Origin of the sequence: Hymenobacter siberiensis (assembly GCF_018967865.2) — a bacterium.
Taxonomy (GTDB): Bacteria; Bacteroidota; Bacteroidia; order Cytophagales; family Hymenobacteraceae; genus Hymenobacter; species Hymenobacter siberiensis.
Genome location: NZ_JAHLZY020000002.1, coordinates 1 through 17,325, shown reverse-complemented (window position 1 = coordinate 17,325; position 17,325 = coordinate 1). Strand labels below are relative to the sequence as shown.

The 17,325-nt window shown below is 60.4% G+C and carries 13 protein-coding genes and 1 pseudogene; 9 read left to right on the top strand and 5 right to left on the bottom strand.

What is annotated here, in order from left to right:
- Nucleotides 1-25: 25 nt before the first annotated feature.
- The 8 genes and pseudogenes from KQ659_RS20565 (at nt 26) to KQ659_RS20525 (ending at nt 9,522) form a co-directional block, all read left to right on the top strand.
- Entirely contained in the window at nt 26-817 is a 792-nt protein-coding gene (locus KQ659_RS20565; RefSeq protein WP_216691025.1) for a ParA family protein, read from the top strand.
- A gap of 46 nt (nt 818-863) precedes the next feature.
- Nucleotides 864-1,145 (top strand): hypothetical protein, encoded by a 282-nt coding sequence (locus KQ659_RS20560; protein WP_216691026.1) that lies wholly within the window; start codon nt 864-866, stop codon nt 1,143-1,145.
- Nucleotides 1,146-1,515: 370 nt separating this feature from the next.
- Nucleotides 1,516-2,688, top strand: a complete 1,173-nt coding sequence (locus KQ659_RS20555; protein WP_216691027.1) for a replication initiation protein — start codon at nt 1,516-1,518, stop codon at nt 2,686-2,688.
- Between the two features lie 45 nt (nt 2,689-2,733).
- Nucleotides 2,734-3,736 (top strand): annotated as a pseudogene (locus KQ659_RS20545) (IS701 family transposase).
- A 245-nt stretch (nt 3,737-3,981) separates the two neighbouring features.
- A complete protein-coding gene (locus tag KQ659_RS20540) occupies nt 3,982-7,500 on the top strand; it encodes a LamG-like jellyroll fold domain-containing protein (RefSeq protein WP_226930160.1) in 3,519 nt (1,172 codons plus the stop codon).
- Between the two features lie 65 nt (nt 7,501-7,565).
- Nucleotides 7,566-7,778 (top strand): PID-CTERM protein-sorting domain-containing protein, encoded by a 213-nt coding sequence (locus KQ659_RS20535; RefSeq protein WP_216691006.1) that lies wholly within the window; start codon nt 7,566-7,568, stop codon nt 7,776-7,778.
- 118 nt (nt 7,779-7,896) lie between these two features.
- On the top strand, nt 7,897-8,652 hold the full coding sequence (truA, locus tag KQ659_RS20530) for a tRNA pseudouridine(38-40) synthase TruA (RefSeq protein WP_216691007.1): 756 nt from the start codon (nt 7,897-7,899) through the stop codon (nt 8,650-8,652).
- A gap of 123 nt (nt 8,653-8,775) precedes the next feature.
- Nucleotides 8,776-9,522 carry a hypothetical protein gene (locus tag KQ659_RS20525; RefSeq protein WP_216691008.1) on the top strand — a complete coding sequence of 249 codons (747 nt, stop codon included), beginning with the start codon at nt 8,776-8,778 and terminating at the stop codon, nt 9,520-9,522.
- A 271-nt stretch (nt 9,523-9,793) separates the two neighbouring features.
- Here KQ659_RS20525 and KQ659_RS20520 read toward each other — a convergent pair whose 3' ends face one another.
- Both KQ659_RS20520 and KQ659_RS20515 read right to left on the bottom strand, forming a co-directional pair.
- Nucleotides 9,794-10,546 carry a recombinase family protein gene (locus KQ659_RS20520; protein WP_317197822.1) on the bottom strand — a complete coding sequence of 251 codons (753 nt, stop codon included), beginning with the start codon at nt 10,544-10,546 and terminating at the stop codon, nt 9,794-9,796.
- Nucleotides 10,547-10,936: 390 nt separating this feature from the next.
- Nucleotides 10,937-11,278: a hypothetical protein gene (locus tag KQ659_RS20515; RefSeq protein WP_216691010.1), complete on the bottom strand. Its 342-nt coding sequence runs from the start codon at nt 11,276-11,278 to the stop codon at nt 10,937-10,939.
- Between the two features lie 633 nt (nt 11,279-11,911).
- Here KQ659_RS20515 and KQ659_RS20510 point away from each other — a divergent pair.
- Nucleotides 11,912-13,543, top strand: coding sequence for a serine hydrolase (locus KQ659_RS20510; RefSeq protein WP_216691011.1), 1,632 nt, complete (start codon nt 11,912-11,914; stop codon nt 13,541-13,543).
- A gap of 121 nt (nt 13,544-13,664) precedes the next feature.
- Here the strand turns inward: KQ659_RS20510 and KQ659_RS20505 are convergent, their stop codons facing one another.
- The 3 genes from KQ659_RS20505 to KQ659_RS20495 form a co-directional block, all read right to left on the bottom strand.
- Nucleotides 13,665-14,072 (bottom strand): isochorismatase family protein, encoded by a 408-nt coding sequence (locus KQ659_RS20505; protein WP_262905640.1) that lies wholly within the window; start codon nt 14,070-14,072, stop codon nt 13,665-13,667.
- Entirely contained in the window at nt 14,003-14,224 is a 222-nt protein-coding gene (locus KQ659_RS20500) for an isochorismatase family protein (protein ID WP_226930158.1), read from the bottom strand. Before KQ659_RS20500 ends, KQ659_RS20505 begins: the two co-directional genes overlap by 70 nt.
- Before the next feature lie 468 nt (nt 14,225-14,692).
- A complete protein-coding gene (locus KQ659_RS20495) occupies nt 14,693-16,795 on the bottom strand; it encodes a M28 family peptidase (RefSeq protein ID WP_216691012.1) in 2,103 nt (700 codons plus the stop codon).
- Nucleotides 16,796-17,325: the final 530 nt, after the last annotated feature.

Below are 17,325 nucleotides of genomic sequence, written 5' to 3'. Positions count from 1 at the left end.
ACTTCTACAGTAAGCACTGCAATCCATGAAAGCAAAAAAGACCGGGCCGCCGCCAATGCGGGTATTGGCCATCACCAACAACAAGGGGGGAGTTGGGAAGACCACCAGTGCCGTTAGCATCGGCGCGGCGCTGCAACGTCAGGGAGCCCGGGTGTTGATGGTGGACTTGGACATGCAAGCCAACCTGACCAACAACCTTGGCGGCGAGCTGGAATTGGCTTCGCACGTAGGGGATGCACTGGTAGGAGCGGTGCCATTGGCTGAAGTAATTCTCACTACCGAGGCCGGCTTGGATTTGGTGCCAGCCGATTTCCGCCTAGCCAGCTACGAACCCATCATCTACAAGCAGAAGGACTATCATACGCGGCTAGCTACGGCTTTGGCAACAGTGCAGGATGCTTACGACTACGTGGTGGTCGATTGCCCGCCTTCGCTGCAGACTTTTACCTATATGGCTTTGGCTGCGGCCGACGCATACCTCATTCCCACCGAGCCGGAAAAGTTTGCCTTCGATGGCCTGCGCTTGGTAAAGGAATTGGCCGACCAGATTGAACGACGTATCAACCCTGGGTTGCAGTTTCTGGGCGTATTCTTCACCCGCTACAACGCCAAGCAACGCAATTCCATGCACGCGGCAGTGGTGCAGGCTGTGCGGGAGGAGTACGGTGAGGAATCGCTGCTGCCTAGCGTGCGGCGCGACGCAGCTGTGGTGCAGTCTCAAGTACACGTAAAGACCATTTACGACCACAAACCGGACTCTAATGCAGCGATGGATTATGCTGCTTTGGCCGAAATCGTCCGGGCCAGGCTGGCCTAATTCATGACCAGCCTCCATTATCTATCCCACCTCACTTCAAATTATAATGAACACGCCTCCCAAAGCCACTCAGGATGCCGTCTCTATGCTCCGCAAACCGGGCACCAAAGCCCAGCCCTCGCACCAAGCGCCGATAGGCCCGCCTAAGCCCGGAAAACGGGTCTATTCGCCTTTCAGCTCGCGCATTACAGCTGAGAACCAACTGTGTCTAGAGCAACTGGCCTATTGGAGCCGCGAAGCGAAGGTGGATATCCTCAACGATGCCCTTGAAGCCTATTTTGCTTCGCGGCCGGACAGCCACCAGGCAATACCTGCCAAACAACGGTAACAGTAAGGACGCTAACTCATTGTTTTACAGTAGAAAATGGCATAAAAAGTGCCGGTGAAAATTTTGATTTTGTGCTTTTTTTTACCTTAAAAGGTTTTTCTATCTGCTACAAAAAAGACGTTTTATTAAAAATAATAAAGCTGCTTTATTCTTATTAGTTTACTATTATAAGTATTATAGGTGCTGTAACTATTTGATTACCAGTGGCCCCAAAGGGTCATCTGCTACAAAAAAGACGTGTATCTGCTACAAAAAAGACGTTAAAAGGAGTGTATCTGCTACAAAAAAGACGTGTATCTGCTACAAAAAAGACGTTGGAACTGATTCACCTGCTACAAAAAAGACGTGCTGCTACAAAAAAGACGTTTACATGGAAAGTCTTGATAAAACTGTGGCGCAACACAATGCGCTTATAAACGCCCGTTTCAGCTTTGTGCCGCTACAGATGCGCCTGTTTTTGGGGCTGCTGTCGCGTATCAGGCCCGATGATACCGACTTCAAGGAGCACTTCGTTCCCCTGAACGAGCTGGTGTTTGACCGCCGGGGCGGGTCGGCCTATGAGCAGGTAGATGACATGTGTAAGAAGCTAGCGTCGTTCACGCTATACATCGAGGACTTGGAGGAAGGCACCCGGCGCCGGCGCCGCAAGCCCAGCTTTACCTACATCCCGCTGATGTCAGAAGCCCGCTACACGGCCGAGCAGGGGGGGGTGCTAGCAAGTTTCAACCCCAAGATTATGCCCTATCTGCTTCAGTTGCGGGAAAGCGGCAACTTCACCACCGCAGATTTGAAGGAGGTGCTAAAGCTGAAAAGCCCACACGCGTTGCGGATTTACTGGCTGCTGAAAGAGTACGCGGATTTTGGCCGGCGCACAATGACGGTGGAACAACTGCGCTTTGTGCTGGATGTGCAGGAAGGGGAGTACCCCCGTTTCAGCAACTTCAAAGCGCGCATCTTGGACAAGGCACAAAACGAACTCGCGGAAACCGACATGCCGTTTACGTTCGAGCTAGAACGGGAAGGCAAGGTGGTAGAACGCATCAAGTTTTTGTTTCAGCTGGCGCTATCTGCTACAAAAGAGACGTTGCCAACGGCGGAGGCGGAGTGGGGCGCGGCACTCGCCCAAATTGGGCTCAATGCCCGTAGCATCGCTCGCATCGGGCAGCAATTAGCGGAGGGCGACTACGACCTTGGATACGTCGATTTTGTTCTTGACCGCATCCAGAAGCAACATCAATTGGGCAAGGTCAAGCGCATGGCTGGAGCCATTTATAAAGCTTTGGTGGAGAAGTACTTGTTGGAGGAATATCAAGAATTGCTGAAAGCAAGGGAAACGAAGAAAAAGCCCAAAGCAGTGGCCGCTAAACCGGTAGAAGAGGTTGCTTACAGAATTGCCGAAGTGCGGGAAATGTATGATAACCCCGGGCCGTATGCAAAGCTGTTGGAGCGCGCGCCAACGTTTGAAGAGCACCTGCAGCAAATCTATTTCAACCAAGGCTTCGCGTACGAACAACGGGACGGCGAAGAGTGGCTGGTAAAGTAATAGGCATAGGACTTACGCAAAAGGTGTAACTTGAAAGGAAAAGCCATGAAAGTGACCGCACAACTTTATGGGCAATTTTTGGTGAGCAGCCAGGTGAATTACACGGGCACATACCTGGCCGACCATCTGGAGGGCTTGACGCACGACAACGTGCGCTATTTTCTCAAGACCCGGCATTTCACGCCCCGTCAGCTCTGGCAGCAGGTGCGCCCGCAGGTGGTGTTCAGCGCGCGGGGCTACGTCTTGTTCGACGACACGGTGCTCGATAAGCACCACAGCCGACGCATCGAACTGGTCCGCCGCCAGTACAGCGGCAACGCCCACGGCGTGATTGCCGGCATCGGCCGTCACCTGCGTGTACGTCAACCCCGAAACCGACCAGTTCTGGCTCCTTGATTACCGCCTCTTCGCCCCCGACGTGGACGGCAAGACCAAGCTCGAGCACGTGGCCGACATGCTCGCGCAGTTGGCCCCGCGCGGCATTACCTACCGCACGGTCTTGATGGACAGTTGGTACGCCACCACGGCCCTGTTCAAGTGGCTGCTGGCAGCGGGCAAGACGTTTTATTGCCCGCTGAAAAGTAACCGCCTCGTCGATGATTCCGGCGGCCAAGAGCCCTACCAGCCGGTGGGCTGCCTGTGCTGGTCGAACGAGGAGGTAGCGCAAGGCAAAATGCTGAAAGTAAAGGGAATGCCCAAAGACTGCAAACTGAAACTCTTCCGTGTACTGGTGTCCACCCACCGGACGGACTACCTCGTGACCAACGAGGTGGAGCCCCGTGACACAGCCGCTGCCGAACAAGAAAGCAGCGTCCGTTGGACGATTGAGCAGTTTCACCGCGAACGCAAGCAACTCACCGGCGTGCAGGCCTGCCAGTGCCGGCTGGCCCGCAGCCAACGCAACCACATCGCCCTGGCCGTGCGGGCCTGGACATGCCTCAAACAAGCCGCCTACCAGACCCAAAAAACGGTGTATCAACTCAAACAAGGGTTCTTAGATGAATATATGCGACACGAATTGAGGCAGCCCACGCTGGCGTTTGCGTAAGTCCTATTGTAAATACTTTTTTTTCAATAAATAATATAGGACTTACGCAGTTGAAGCACTAACTAGCTCAAAAACAGCAATATAATAAATATATGTCTTTAATGCAAGTCGTTGATTTTCAGGTTACATAGCTTTTGAAGTGCGTAAGTCCTATTTCAATAAATAATATAAGGTTTAATTTACTTAACTTGCCTCACTTTGTGCGTGTGCACAAGGTGCATATTTATCATTTTTTACATTTCCTAATGACTAACTTGTTTACCATGAGACCATTGCAACGACTTACCTACTGGCTGGCCCTGGTAGTGGCCGGGCTGGCGCTGCCACTGGCATCCCAGGCGGCCAACCCCATCCTCACCATACAGGGCACGGGTGGAACCGGCTCCGACGTAACGGCCTTTGTCGACCAGGTCGAAATTGTGCGCGTTTCCGATGGAACTGTCGTGTCGGGTGCGGTGGCCAACCTGAGCTTCGAATCGAATAGCGGATTGAGTAACACCGACTTTGGCTACAACCCCACGGGGGCTTCCTGGACGTTCAACCAGGCGTCAGGCATCGCGCGGGTCGGGAGTGCTTTCAGTCCGCCTACTACCGCTTTTGGTAATTTTGTGGCGTTTGTGCAAAGCACCACCAGTCTGGGCAACGGGCAATTCCAACAAGCCCTGACGCTGGCCGATGGCACGTACCAGGTACGCTTCCGGGTGGCCCAGCGTACCTGCTGCACCACCCAGAACCAGCGCCTGAATGTGCTGGTGAACGGCACGCAGGTAGGCACCATTCTCACGACCAATACCACGGGCTACGATGTCTTCACCTCGAACACCTTCGTGGTGGCGCCCAATAATGCGCTGGCGTTTGACGGCACCAACGACCAGGTGAGCATCCCGAACAGTGCGGTTTACAACGCCGCGCTGGCCATCACCCTCGAATCCTGGGTGCGCACGTCGGCAACGGGCGAAAAGTACATCACGACCAAAGCCGACGACTCCTGGTACCTGGCCATGGACGGCGGCGCCGCCGGGGGTGTGGGCACCGGGGTGGCCTCCTTTTACCTCAACGGCCCCTCCACCTCCTCCGGCGGCTGGCTTTACGGCACCACCAACCTGGCCGACGGGCGCTGGCACCACGTGGCCGGCACCTACGACGGCACCACGCTCCGCCTGTACGTGGATGGGGTGCAGCAAAGCAGCCGCGCCGCCAGCGGCGCCATTTCCACGGGCAACAACCAGGTGGACATCGGGACGCGAACCGGCGACTTTTTCTGGAACGGCAGCCTCGACGAGCTGCGCATCTACAACACCGCCCTCACCGTCGCGCAGGTGAGAGCTGACATGTTCAGCACCACGGCGGCCGTGCCGGCCAGTCAGGTGGCGTACTTCAACTTCGACCAAGGCACGGCCGGCGGCAGCAACGCCGGCATCACCACCCTGACCGATCAGAGCACCACGGCCAACAACGGCACGCTGCTCAACTTCGCCCTCACCGGCACCGCCAGCAACTGGGTGCGCAGCTTCCCCACCGTCACCGGCATCTCGCCTACGAGCGGGCAAATCAGCAGCAGCGTGACCGTGGTCGGCACCAACCTGCTCGATGCCACCAGTTTCAAATTCAACGGCACAGCCGTGAACCCCTTTACCGCCCCCATTAGCGATTTCTCTGCCACGGTGACGGTGCCCAGCGGCACCACCACCGGCCCGGTGAGCGTGTCGTCGGCCGCCCTGACGGCCTACAACGGCCCAACCTTCACCGTGCTGGCCACTCCGGCCGTGACCTGGACCGGGGCCACCAGCACCAACTGGGCTACGGCCGGCAACTGGAGCCCCGCCGTGGTGCCCACCAGCTCGATTGACGTGACTATTCCCTCGGGCCCTGCCAACCAGCCCGTGGTGAGCGGTACCCAAGCGGCCAGGAACGTGACCGTGCAGGCCGGTGCCAACCTTACGCTGGCCGCTGCTATCTCACCGATTTCCCAATTCACGCTGCTCAGCCTACTACTGGACAATGGCAGCACCCTCACGCAGGGGGCAGGCAGTGAGCTGTATCCTATGGGCGACATGACCAATAATGGGGCCACCTTCGCCCTTGCCCCGACCAGTAAGGTAGGGTTTATCTTACTCGGACATTCGCTGAAGGGTACAGCGGGCGTTACGTTCCAGACCGTGACGGTAGGCGAACAAGGCAACAACGACTTCCTAAACATCCAGGTGCCGATGCAGGTGCGCCGCAAGCTGGGCCTGTATAACAATTCCAAAACGTCCCTGTTAGGGCTCGGCAGCCTCACGCTGCTGAGCGACGCCACCGGCACGGCCTTGGTAGAAAACGGCATTGGCAGCACGGTAACCGGCACGGTTACGGTGCAGCAGTTCATCTCTTCGACCAACGCCGGCCTTGGCTACCGCCACTACTCGGCCCCGGTGAGCAACACCACCGTAGCCGACCTGGCCACGGCCGGCTTCGCCCCCGAAGTCAGCCAAGCTGCCACCTACAACGCCTCGGCGACCCCCAACACGGTGACGCCCTTCCCCACCGTGTTTGCCTACGACCAGAGCCGTGTGACGCTGACCAACAGCTTCACGCCCTTCGACCGCGGCTTCGCGGTGCCCGCTTCCACCAGCACCGCCCTCACCGTGGGCCAGGGCTACGCCGTCAACATCGCCGGTACCCAGCTCGTGGACTTCGTGGGCACGCTCAACAACGGCAGCATCACCCGCACGCTGGCCCGCAACGCGGCCGGCAGCGCCAACGCGGCCGACGCCGGCTGGAACCTGGTGGGCAACCCCTACCCCGCCCCGCTCGACTACACACTGGTGACCTCGGCCAACACCAACCTGGAAAACGCCATGTACGTGTTTGAAAGCGCCACCCAGTACACCGGCTCGTACCGCCCCTTCGTGAACGGACTGCCTACGACTAACCGCTACGTAGCCAGCGGCCAAGGCTTCTTCGTGCGGGTGAGCAGCGGCCAGACCAGCGGCTCGCTCAACTTCCTGAACAGCCAGCGCGTGACCGACCCCGCCACTCTAGTGCCCTTCCGCCGCGACGCCGTGGACGCCCGGCCCCTGGTGCAGTTGGACCTGCGCGGGACCACCGGCGCGGCCGATGCCTTCTACACCTACGCCGAGGCCGGCGCCACCCCCGCCTTCGACGCGGCCTTCGACGCTCGCAAGCTGCCCAACACCACGGGCCTGAACCTGGCCAGCCTGGCCAGCACCGGCGAGGCCTTGGCCATCGACGGCCGTCCTGCCTTCACCGCCGCCTCTACGCTGGCCCTGACCGTGGGCGTGCCCGCCGCCGGCACCTACACCCTGGCCGCCGCCACCCTGGCCAACCTGCCCGCCGGCCTCGAGGCCTTCCTCACCGATGCCACCACCGGCCAGACCGTGAACCTGAGCCAGCAGCCCCGCTACGCCTTCAGCGTGAGCCCGACCCAGGCCGCTTCCCTGCTCACCAGCCGCTTCACCCTGCACTTTGCCGCCCGCTCGGTGCTGGCCACGGCGCCGGCCCTGACCGCCGCCGAGGTGACGCTCTACCCCAACCCGGCCCACAGCGCCTTCACCGTGCTCGTACCCGGCGTGGCCGGTGCCAGCCTGGTGCAGGCCACCCTGCTCAACGCCCTGGGCCAGGTCGTGAACCGCCAGTCGACCAGCCTGCCCACCGCCGGCGCCCGCCTCACGGTCGATGCGGCCGGACTCGCCCCCGGCGTGTACACCCTGCGCCTGCAGGTTGGCGCGACTGCGCTGGCCAAGCGCGTCGTTATTCAATAATCTAATTCTGGCCGGGCCGGCCCTGCCTGCGGGGCCGGCCGTAGCCCGACTCTTATTCCATCCCCATGAAACAGTTTCTTTTCTCCACCGCGCTGCTGCTCACCATGAGCCTACTGCCCGGCGGCGCTGCACAGGCCCAACCCGGCTCCGGCGGTCCAACCCCGGGTCCCGTGGCCCCCACTGAAACGCCCCTCGACGGCGGCGCCTCCCTGCTGCTCGCCAGCGGCATCGCCCTGGGCGTGCGCAAGCTCCGCCAGCGCCGGAAACAGGCCAATTAGCCTGTTAGCAGCTAAGTAGTCCTAGCCCCCGCTACCGTTCGGTAGCGGGGGCTTTTTTGTGCGCCCGAACCAGTGGTGCCACGACCAACGCCAAGCCCCGGCTGTACTTTTGTGGGTTATGCGGTATTTCCTCCATTTTGCCTACGACGGCACGCGCTACCACGGCTGGCAGGTGCAGCCCAACACCCTCACGGTGCAGGCCGAGCTCGACCGCTGCCTCTCGCAGGTATTGCGCCAGCCCATTCATACCCTCGGCAGCGGCCGCACCGATACCGGCGTGCACGCCAGCCACCAGGTCGCGCACTTCGATGCCGAGCTCCCCGAGGCGCTCACCCTCGATTTACTACTTTACCGCCTGCGCCGCGCCCTGCCCACCGATATTGCCGCCCTGCGCCTGCACCCCGTGGCCGACAACGCCCACGCCCGTTTCTCGGCCGATGAGCGCAACTACGAATACTTCGTGGTGACGCAGCCCGATGCCTTCCGCCGCGACCACGCCCTGTACGTGGACCGGCCGCTGGATGTGGCTGCCATGAACGAAGCCGCCGGCTACCTCATCGGGCAGTTCGATTTTACGTCTTTTTCCAAGGTAAAGGGCGGGGTCGACCACTACATCTGCTACTGCACCGGGGCGGGCTGGCACCCGGCACCGGGGGGCTGGGTTTTCCGTATTCGGGCCAACCGCTTCGTGCGGGGTATGGTGCGGCTGGTGGTGGGCACGCTGCTCGACGTGGGCCGGGGTAAGATGACACCGCGCCAGTTTCAGGAGCTGCTATGGGCACAGCGCCGGGTGGATGCCGGCGGGGCGGCACCAGCACGGGGACTATTCCTAAGCAAGGTAGAATACGAGCCAGGCGTGGTGCCGGAGGGCTGAGCGAAACTTTAGCCGGCAATTCCGGCCTTAATGCCAGGAGCGCAGCGCCTCATTCTTTGTTAGGCTCTGGAACAATAGCGGCCGGCTGACGCTTACCTCCCAGGCCCGACCTTTGCCTTACTTATGACATCCACCTCTCCCTCCACCAAAACCGGCCAGGCCTTCGACTGGGCCGTGCTGCGCCGCCTGCTGAGCTATGTACGCCCCTACCGGCGCGTATTTATTGGGCTGGTAGTGCTCACGGTATCGGCGGCCGTACTGGGTACGCTGCGGTCGTTTCTCATTCAGCGCATGGTCGATGTCAGCATCGAGCAGGGCGATATGAAGAGCCTGAACACTATGTTCATGCTACTGCTGGTGTTGCTGGTAGCCCACGCCGGGGTGAGCTATTTGCAGACGTACTACGGCGGCTGGCTGGGGCAGCTCAAGCACCACCTGAGCACCAAACGGCAGGCGGTCTTGTCGAACCGCAGCACCGACTGGTGGAAGACGCTCCGGGTCTGGGGCGATTTGTTGCAGAAGCAACAGTGGGACCCGCTACGCACCCGGCTGGCCCTCATCACGACGGCCACCGCCGCCCCGGGCTCCATCCCCAGCTTGTTGCGGGACGATGCCGCCCGTGACCCCGCCGAAGCCCTGAAGCAGCTGATTGCGTTGGCGGCCACGGCCCCCAGCCAAGCCCTGGCCGCCCCGGTGCAGGTGTTCAACGCCCTGACGGCCCTTCAACAAAAGCAACTCGTGCAGGCCATCGTCGTGCTCGACCAGTCGCCCCCGATGCCGGACCTCGAAGGGGCCATCAAAAAGGCGCGGGGCTACATCGCCTCGGCCGACAAAAAGCATAAGTCCTTTTGCAGAAATAAGCTTCGATAAACCTTACTTATCGCATCTAACGTCACGTTTGACCCGCTCTTCATGCGGCCGGGAACGCAGGGCGCTGGGTCACCGCCCGGGCGTTCGACTACCTAGGCGTGGGAAAGTGCGGGGAAAGTTGTTCCTCACGTCGGATAGTGCCCCCTTCCGCCCTGAGTAGCCCAAACTACGGGCATGCTTCCGCGAAAACAGCCGCTTTGATGTGTAAAAGCACGCGAATACGCCGAAAAAACAGGTGTTTCCTGCCCACCGGTGGCATTAACCCTGGTCTTTACCAGGTATTCGCCACTTTCGGAGTGGTCTTTACCAGGTATTCGCCATTTTCGGAGTGGTCTTTACCGCTGTTCAAGGGGGGCATTAACCTCTCCCGCGCCGTGTCTGGGCCGGGCGCCGCAGCGGCGCGTTGCAGCAAGCGGTTGACGGTGGTGGGGTGAAAGCCCCTTCCGCGGCGGGTGCGGTAGCCGGCGGCCGTGAGTTCGGCCGCAATCTGGGGCAGCGAATGCCCTTGGGCGCGTAGCAAGCCGGCCAAGCGGGCCGCCTGGCGGTTGGCTTGGTGCGCCACCGCATTCTGCTGCATGACCGCCCGCCCTTTCGTGCGCGCTGCATCCGTCAAATTAGCTGGGGTGCCCAGTTTCGCACCGCGCGCCTTTTTGGCGGTGAGTGCATCCTTCGTGCGCCGGGAAATGGTTTCGCGCTCGTGCTGGGCGAGCACGGCGAACAACCCCACCGTTAAGGTATTCGCATCGGGCATGTCGCAGCAGACGAAGTCGACGCCCGAGTCACGCAAAGCAAAGACGAACCCCGCGTTCCTACTTAACCGGTCCAGCTTCGCAATCAACAGCGTCGCCCCCACGCGCCGGGCCTCGGCAATGGCGGCGAGCAGCTGGGGCCGGTGGTTGTTCTTGCCGCTCTCCACCTCGACGTACTCGGGCAGCAGTTGGGCCGGGTCGGGCACGAAGGCCCGCACCGCCGCTTGCTGCGCTTCGAGCCCGAGCCCCGAGGCCCCTTGCTTTTGGGTGGACACTCTATAATAGGACTTACGCACTTAAAAAGCTGTGTAACCTGAAAATCAACGACTTGCATTCAAGACGTATATTTGTTATACTGCTGTTTTTCAGTTGGTTGGCATTTCAACTGCGTAAGTCCTATATAATAAGGAGTAAAGCGTTTGAGGGAAGTCGTCAAGGTCATGCCAGCAGAGTCAAATTGGCTTGCAAGGTAGCGCCTTTACATGCTACAAACGAACGAACGTTTATAAGATGTAAAGAAGCGGATTTTCCATCTTTCAAATGGTCGTTTACAGCATGTAAAAATTAAATCACAGTTTTCTTAAACCTCCTTTTGCTGTTCAAGCCTTACCTATCTCCAACCGCAGCAACAGGAGCATAGCTGGGCACCAAGCACGAGGCGCTGCTTACTCGCTGCCGGGCTTTATGCGGGCGCTGATGACGGTGAACGCCGCGTAGCCGGGTCCGCGCGCCGTGCAGACAACCGCCTCATTCTGCGGCTTGCGAATGCGCACGTACAGCGCCCGATTTTTACGCACCCACAGCGCCGTATCGAGCTGGTACGCCAAATAAGTCGGCTCGTAAGCCGATGGCCCAATCACGCGCCGTACCTGGGCCGGGTCGCGGGCCACCACCTGCGCCACCCCACAGTCGGCGTTGCGGCCTTGGGTCGTAACCTCGACCTCATCAGCGGCCATCTCCGTGCCGGGCGCCACGTCAGCATCCTTTTGGCAGCCTGCTAGGAGCATGGCTAGTAGAAGCAAGGGCTTTCTCATCATGTGAACGGGTTGTTTAGCTTAGTGACCGTCCCTGGCCGGCAACCGTTGCGTTACTGCCCGAACGGCACCCCGAAAAAGTCGCCCTTGTTCCAAATGAGCAGCACAGGCCTTTGGGCGAGGGGATAAATACGGCAAAAATTACGCTCCTTTCGTCAAACACCCTGATGGAATTCTAGTACTCGGCAAAGTACCACGCCGGCCGAGTGTCGTTCCGAAGGGCCAAAAGCGGTGCGATTCCGAGGTCGGTCGGATAACTAATATTATGTAAAGGGACAAAACCCGGATGAAGAGCGGACTATTTGCACTTCCCCACTGCCCTTAAAATCCTGTTTAACCAGGCCCGGGAAAGCAGCCCGTTTCGAGTTTACGAAACTCATCCTCTCGGCGCGTTTCGTGAACGTTGAATCGTAGACAAGTTTCCTAAACTCCTTCAGCCCTGTAATGGCCTGCTGGCACCTGGCGCTGGCCAGCTGCCAGGCGTTCACGAAAAGGAGCGTTCAAGACGCTGCGAACCATGGGGCGACTGAGTGGTGAGCGTCGTTGTGGGGGCGCTGGATAAAGCAGCTACTTTCGTTCATCTGTTCCGCCCGGTTTCTTTTGCGCATGCTTCTTTTTCGCTCTTGCGGCTGGCTGCTGGCCGGCCTTCTTTCGCTGCCCGCCCGCGCCCAAACCGCCCCGCCGGTTACCGCCCCGCTCGACGTGGCCGCTGTCGATGCGGTCGTGGCCCGCACCCTGAAAGCTTTTGACGTGCCCGGCATGGCCGTGGCCGTGGTCAAGGACGGGCAGGTGGTGCTAGCCAAAGGCTACGGGGTGCGTTCGTTGGCCACCAAGGCGCCCGTGGACGCCAATACCCTATTCGGCATTGGATCCAACACCAAGGCCTTCACCACGGCCGTGCTGGGCCTGCTGGTAGACGAGGGCAAGCTGCGCTGGGACGACAAGGTGACGAAATACCTCCCGGAGTTCCAGATGTACGACCCCTACGTGACGGCCGAATTCACCGTGCGCGACCTGCTCTGCCACCGCAGCGGACTGGGCCAGGGCATCGGCGATTTGATGTTATTTCCCGATTCGGCCGATTTTACCATCAGCGATGCGATTCACAACCTGCGCTACTTTAAGCCCGTCGCGTCGTTTCGCAGCCGCTACGAATACGACAACTGCCTGTACCTGGTGGCGGGCGAAGTGGTGGCGCGCATCGCCCGGCAACCCTGGACGGAGTTTGTGGAAACCCGCCTGCTTCGGCCGCTGGGCATGCACCGCAGCGCCACGAGCTTTGCCCGCCTCGCGGACCCGGCCAACGTCACCGACGCACACAACCTAGTGGACGGCCGGGTGCAAGTCATTCGACGCAATTTGGGGTCGACGGCTGACCCGACGGGGGCCCTGTTTAGTGCCGGCGGCATCTACAGCAGCACGACCGACATGAGCCAGTGGGTTCGGATGCTGCTCGGCGCCGCCGGAGCCCCGGCCCCCCTGCTGCAACCCGCGACGCAACGCGAGTTGTGGACGCCGCAAACCCTGATGCCCACTAGCCCGAGGCCAACGCCCTACAATACCCACTTCACCGCCTACGGCCTGGGCTGGTTTCTGCGCGACGTGCGGGGCTATCAGGAAGTGTGGCACACGGACAGTTTTTCGGGCATGGTGAGCAAAGTCACGCTGTTGCCCGAGCTGCGCTTGGGCATCGTGGTGCTCACCAACCAAGTAAATCGGGCCGCTTACACCGCCGTGACCAACCAAATCGAAGACCACTACCTGGGGCTAAACGGCCTGGACCGGGTACAGGAACAGATGGCCCCCGCCACCGCGCTCCTCGCCGCCGCCGCCAACGCTACCGTGTGGCAGCAAGTGGCCGTGGCGCAAAAAGCGGAACCCAAGCAGCCAAACTACGCCTACTATGTGGGCCGCTACCGCGATGCGTGGTTTGGGGACGTGACCGTTTACCAACAAGGCGCGCAGCTCTGGTTGAAGGCGGCCCGCTTGCCGCGCCTGGTGGGGCAGGTGCTGCCGTACCGCGGGAACACGCGTGTGATACGCTGGAAGGACCGCAGCATTCCCACCGATGAATTTGCGACCTTCAACCTGGACGCCCAAGGCCGGGCCACGAGCCTCAAGCTGAATAATCTGGTGTACGTCCCCGGCACCGCTTACGATTTCCAAGACCTGGATTTGCAGCGGGTCCCGGAAACCGCCGCGGTGAAGCAAAAGACAGTGCTGCCGAAAGCGGCCTAGCAACCAAGTTGAGATGGGAAACTTGCGTTCACGCAAACGGTCCTGCCGTAAACGCGTTCAACCGCTTATCACGTTTTTTAATGCCGCTATTCCATCAGCGTGACAGGCTCCGCTATGCTTCTTAGGCTGTCTGCCCCTCGGCAGCCAGGTACTCCTGCGTGTTTTGAACCTTGGCGTAGAAAGAGGACAGCGCGGCTAAAAATGCCGTCTGCACGTCAGCGGCTTTCACGTGCGCCCCATTTACTTCCAGGTCTCGTGTGGCACAGGCATCTCCGATGACGGTGCATTCAAAGCCCAAGTCGCGGGCGGCACGGGTGGTGGCATCAATGCACATGTGCGTCATCATGCCCGTAACCACAACTTCCGTGACCGCTAGCCCGTGCAGGTGCTCCAGCAGGTCCGTCTCCCGGAAGCTGTTCGGGTAGTATTTCACCACCATTTTTTCGCCAGTTAACGGTGTCACGTTCGCGTGAATCTCGGCCCCTGCTGTTCCGGGCAGGAAGAAGGTCGCGTCGGGAGATACCCCCAGGTGGTGAACGTGGACGATGGGCAGGTTTTTTTGCGGAATTTTGCCAATACCCGTTTTACGTTTTCGCTGGCTTGCAAGGCGCCCACGAGCTCCATGGCACCATTATCAAAATAATCGTTTTGCACGTCGACGATAATCAGGACTTTGCTCATTTTAGGGTGTTTTGTTCGGGTGAAAGTACGGGATGAAAGTACGGGATGAAATGATGGGGAGCCAAAAGCCTGATGACGCACAAATGACGGGTCAGTCCGGCCACTTTGCTAGTCCAGCCGCTGAACCGAAGCGGGCCAGCGTGACGGGGCGGCGTGCAAGGGGTATGGACGAAGGCGTATGCGAAGAAACGGCGCTGCGCAAGCGGGCCGTAGCCAATGAGTACGGCCTCGCCGTTTGTCAGGACGGGGGCGGCCGCCTTCTTATTTAGGGGCTTGGCTTTTACAGTTGCGGCGGTGGGCTACGGCGTCGTGCACCCCTTTTGCGGTGCCTTGGAGTAGTGGAGGCGCGCGTAACAGCGAGGACACGTCTTCGGAAAAGACGTTCAAGAAAACGGTCCCAAGGTAAACGCATGTTGTTCAAAATAAGGAGGGTAAAGCCCATCCGCCCTTTTGCCAGAAGAACCCCCGTTAGCGGCGAGGTTTTGTGGGCTGTGTTGCAGCCCTAGCGGGAACGTTCACTTGCACCAGCGCCCGCAGCAGGCGCACGAGGCTGTCCATGTCGCGGTAGTCCAGCACTTCCACAGGCGAGTGCGAGTAGCGGCCGGGCCAGGAAAGGGGCACCGAAGGAATGCCATAATTCAGGAATTCCAGTCCATCGGTGCCACCGGCCGTCATACCCTCCTGGATGGGTATCCGGTGGCGGTCGGCCAGGGCGTGCACTTCCCGCACCAAATGGCGCGGAACGAAGTTGGGGTTTTCCAGCACCCGAATCACGGCGCCCTGCCCTAAAGGGCAGTAGCCAAATATCCGAGACTCCTGGGGCGCATCGGACGACACAAAGGTGTCGATGGGGTACACCACGGTGGCGTCCTGCAGCTGCTGCGCGGCAAACGCAGCGCCCAGCACTCCAATTTCCTCCGCCACCGACCACACGTACGTGACTTTGTACGGCAGCTTGCCGGGGTCCAGTCCTTTCAAGCTCAGCAACAAGGCCGCGCAGCCCACCCGGTCGTCGAGGCCCCGCGCGGCGGCCCGCTGCGTGCCCAGCGGGCGCAGCCGTTTGGGCATGGTCACGGTGGAGCTGCCCGGGTGGATGCCGGCCGCCTGGGCTTGCTGGGCGGAAGTGAAGCCCGCGAATAGGGTTAGGGGAACCGATAGGGCGCTTTTGGTGGCCTTCATGTAATCCGGCCGGGGCTCAAACAGGGCGGAAATAGCCGCTTGCCCAGGGATGTGCACCAAGGCGGGCTGGGCTTCCCACAGCCAGGGAAACGCGCCCCCTTTCATGGCCAGTACCAGCCGGCCGTTGGGTCGAATGGAATCGACCACAAACCCCACCTCGTCCATGTGGGCCACGAACACCAGGTGGCGCTGGCCTTGCCCGAAGGTCAGGGTCAGGTTGCCGGCCTGGTCCACCACGGGTTTGGCCCAGGCCGGCAGCTGCCGGGCGATGAACTCCCGCACCGGGGTTTCGGCGTTGCTCACGCCGTATTGCCCCACCAGGCCCGCCAAGAGCCGGGCCGGGGCCGGCAATGCGACGGGCGGTGGCCCCGCTGCCACCGCGGGCAATGGCAGCGCAACCGGGGCCGGAGCCGGCGAACCAACTGCCAGCAGCCAGGCTTGCGCGAGCTGCCGCACATCGGCCACGGCCACGGCCTCCACGGGCGTGTTGGTGTACCGGGCGGGGAGGCCCAGCAGGTACGTGCGGGCATTGGCCAGCTTCGTGTTGGGCAGCACGGGCTTGGGGGCCGGCCGGGTCGGCTGCGTCAGCACCTGCCCGGAGAGCGCCGAAGGCAGCGCCTGGTTGGTCAGAAACTGTCCGGTGCCCGTGGCTTCGGTTTCGAGGTGGCGGTCGAAGCGGTACACTTCCTCGAACGGGCCAAACCGGTTGGCAACGGCTTCAAAGCCTTTGCCATTCAATAACTCCTGGGTAACCCAGGCTACTACCACGGTGCCCTTGACCGGGGCTGCTGCCAAGGTTTGGGCCACGGCGGCCAGCGCCAGGGCCGCTGCTTTCGCTTTCATGGCGGGCGCCGCCACCCACTGCTGCCCGATAACGGCCGGCTTTTTCTCGAGGGTCAGCGGGTCCAGCAGCCGAATGCCTTGGGTGGCTACGTCCGCGGCCGAAGAAGCGCCCACGTCCAGGAAAGCGGACTGCCACGAGAACGGGGCCTTGCTTTTTTCCGGCTCGGCCCGCAGGCCATCGTAGTGCGACGACGGTACGCACGAAACGGCGTTCACGGCCCCGCGTTCGGTGCTGATTCGCACATCGTGACCTTCCAGAAATTGGTGAAACAACGGCCCAATCCGCCCGCCGCCCACGGGGGTCACCCGCAGGTAGCCGTTATCCTGAATCTGGCTCACCACGTAGCCCGGCTCGTCGAGCGGGGCCACGAGCAAGCGGCGCGGCAACCCGCTGCCGAGCACCAGCACCAGGTTGCCCAGCCGGTCGTGCTGCAGCGCCCCGGCCTTGAACAGGGACTCCACAAACTGGCTAGCTTCCTCCTCCCGGCCCGTTACGCCACTGGTTCGGGCATACGCCTGCAGCAGCTCCGCTGACTGAGCCGAGGCCATACTGACCCAACCGCTAAGCAATATTAAAAGAGTAAAAAAGCGCATGGGCAGGTTTCTAGCAAAAAGGTGGTAAAAAGTGCGTTAATGTCGAAACAAAGGTATTGTGCTAACGAGCCGAGGTCCCGTCTTAGCCAGAGCGCGTGCCGGTTGCTTGCGGGGCAGGTGGCTTCATTGCACCACTATCCTTCATAAAATTGGCCTTGGTTAAAAGTTCGGTCCAAAAGTTAAACGAGGAGTTGGGAATCATCTTCCAAGTAAATGTGGCTAAGGCTTCTACATTACAACATAGGGTTTTCCAAAGTTTTACCGCAGCAGTTAAGCTTGTCTTGCCGATTGCACAGCTGCCAGCTCACAAGCAAGCCGTCATCTGCTCTGGCATCCTGCTAAGTTACTGGCCTGTAGTCCAGATGCGGTCAGAGTCAAGATGAAGGCCGAACAGGTCAATAAGGTGGGGCCTACAAGCGACACCAGCGGCCCCACTTTCTGGCTCCATTTTCGGCTATTCAACCACCACCGCTTGGATGGGGCCG

Coding starts and splice junctions, on each gene's coding strand:
- KQ659_RS20565 (WP_216691025.1), top strand. CDS start 26: ATGAAAGCAAAAAAGACCGGGCCGCCGCCAATGCGGGTATTGGCCATC.
- KQ659_RS20560 (WP_216691026.1), top strand. CDS start 864: ATGAACACGCCTCCCAAAGCCACTCAGGATGCCGTCTCTATGCTCCGC.
- KQ659_RS20555 (WP_216691027.1), top strand. CDS start 1,516: ATGGAAAGTCTTGATAAAACTGTGGCGCAACACAATGCGCTTATAAAC.
- KQ659_RS20540 (WP_226930160.1), top strand. CDS start 3,982: ATGACTAACTTGTTTACCATGAGACCATTGCAACGACTTACCTACTGG.
- KQ659_RS20535 (WP_216691006.1), top strand. CDS start 7,566: ATGAAACAGTTTCTTTTCTCCACCGCGCTGCTGCTCACCATGAGCCTA.
- truA (WP_216691007.1), top strand. CDS start 7,897: ATGCGGTATTTCCTCCATTTTGCCTACGACGGCACGCGCTACCACGGC.
- KQ659_RS20525 (WP_216691008.1), top strand. CDS start 8,776: ATGACATCCACCTCTCCCTCCACCAAAACCGGCCAGGCCTTCGACTGG.
- KQ659_RS20515 (WP_216691010.1), bottom strand. CDS start 11,278: ATGCTCCTAGCAGGCTGCCAAAAGGATGCTGACGTGGCGCCCGGCACG.
- KQ659_RS20510 (WP_216691011.1), top strand. CDS start 11,912: ATGCTTCTTTTTCGCTCTTGCGGCTGGCTGCTGGCCGGCCTTCTTTCG.
- KQ659_RS20500 (WP_226930158.1), bottom strand. CDS start 14,224: ATGAGCAAAGTCCTGATTATCGTCGACGTGCAAAACGATTATTTTGAT.
- KQ659_RS20495 (WP_216691012.1), bottom strand. CDS start 16,795: ATGGCCTCGGCTCAGTCAGCGGAGCTGCTGCAGGCGTATGCCCGAACC.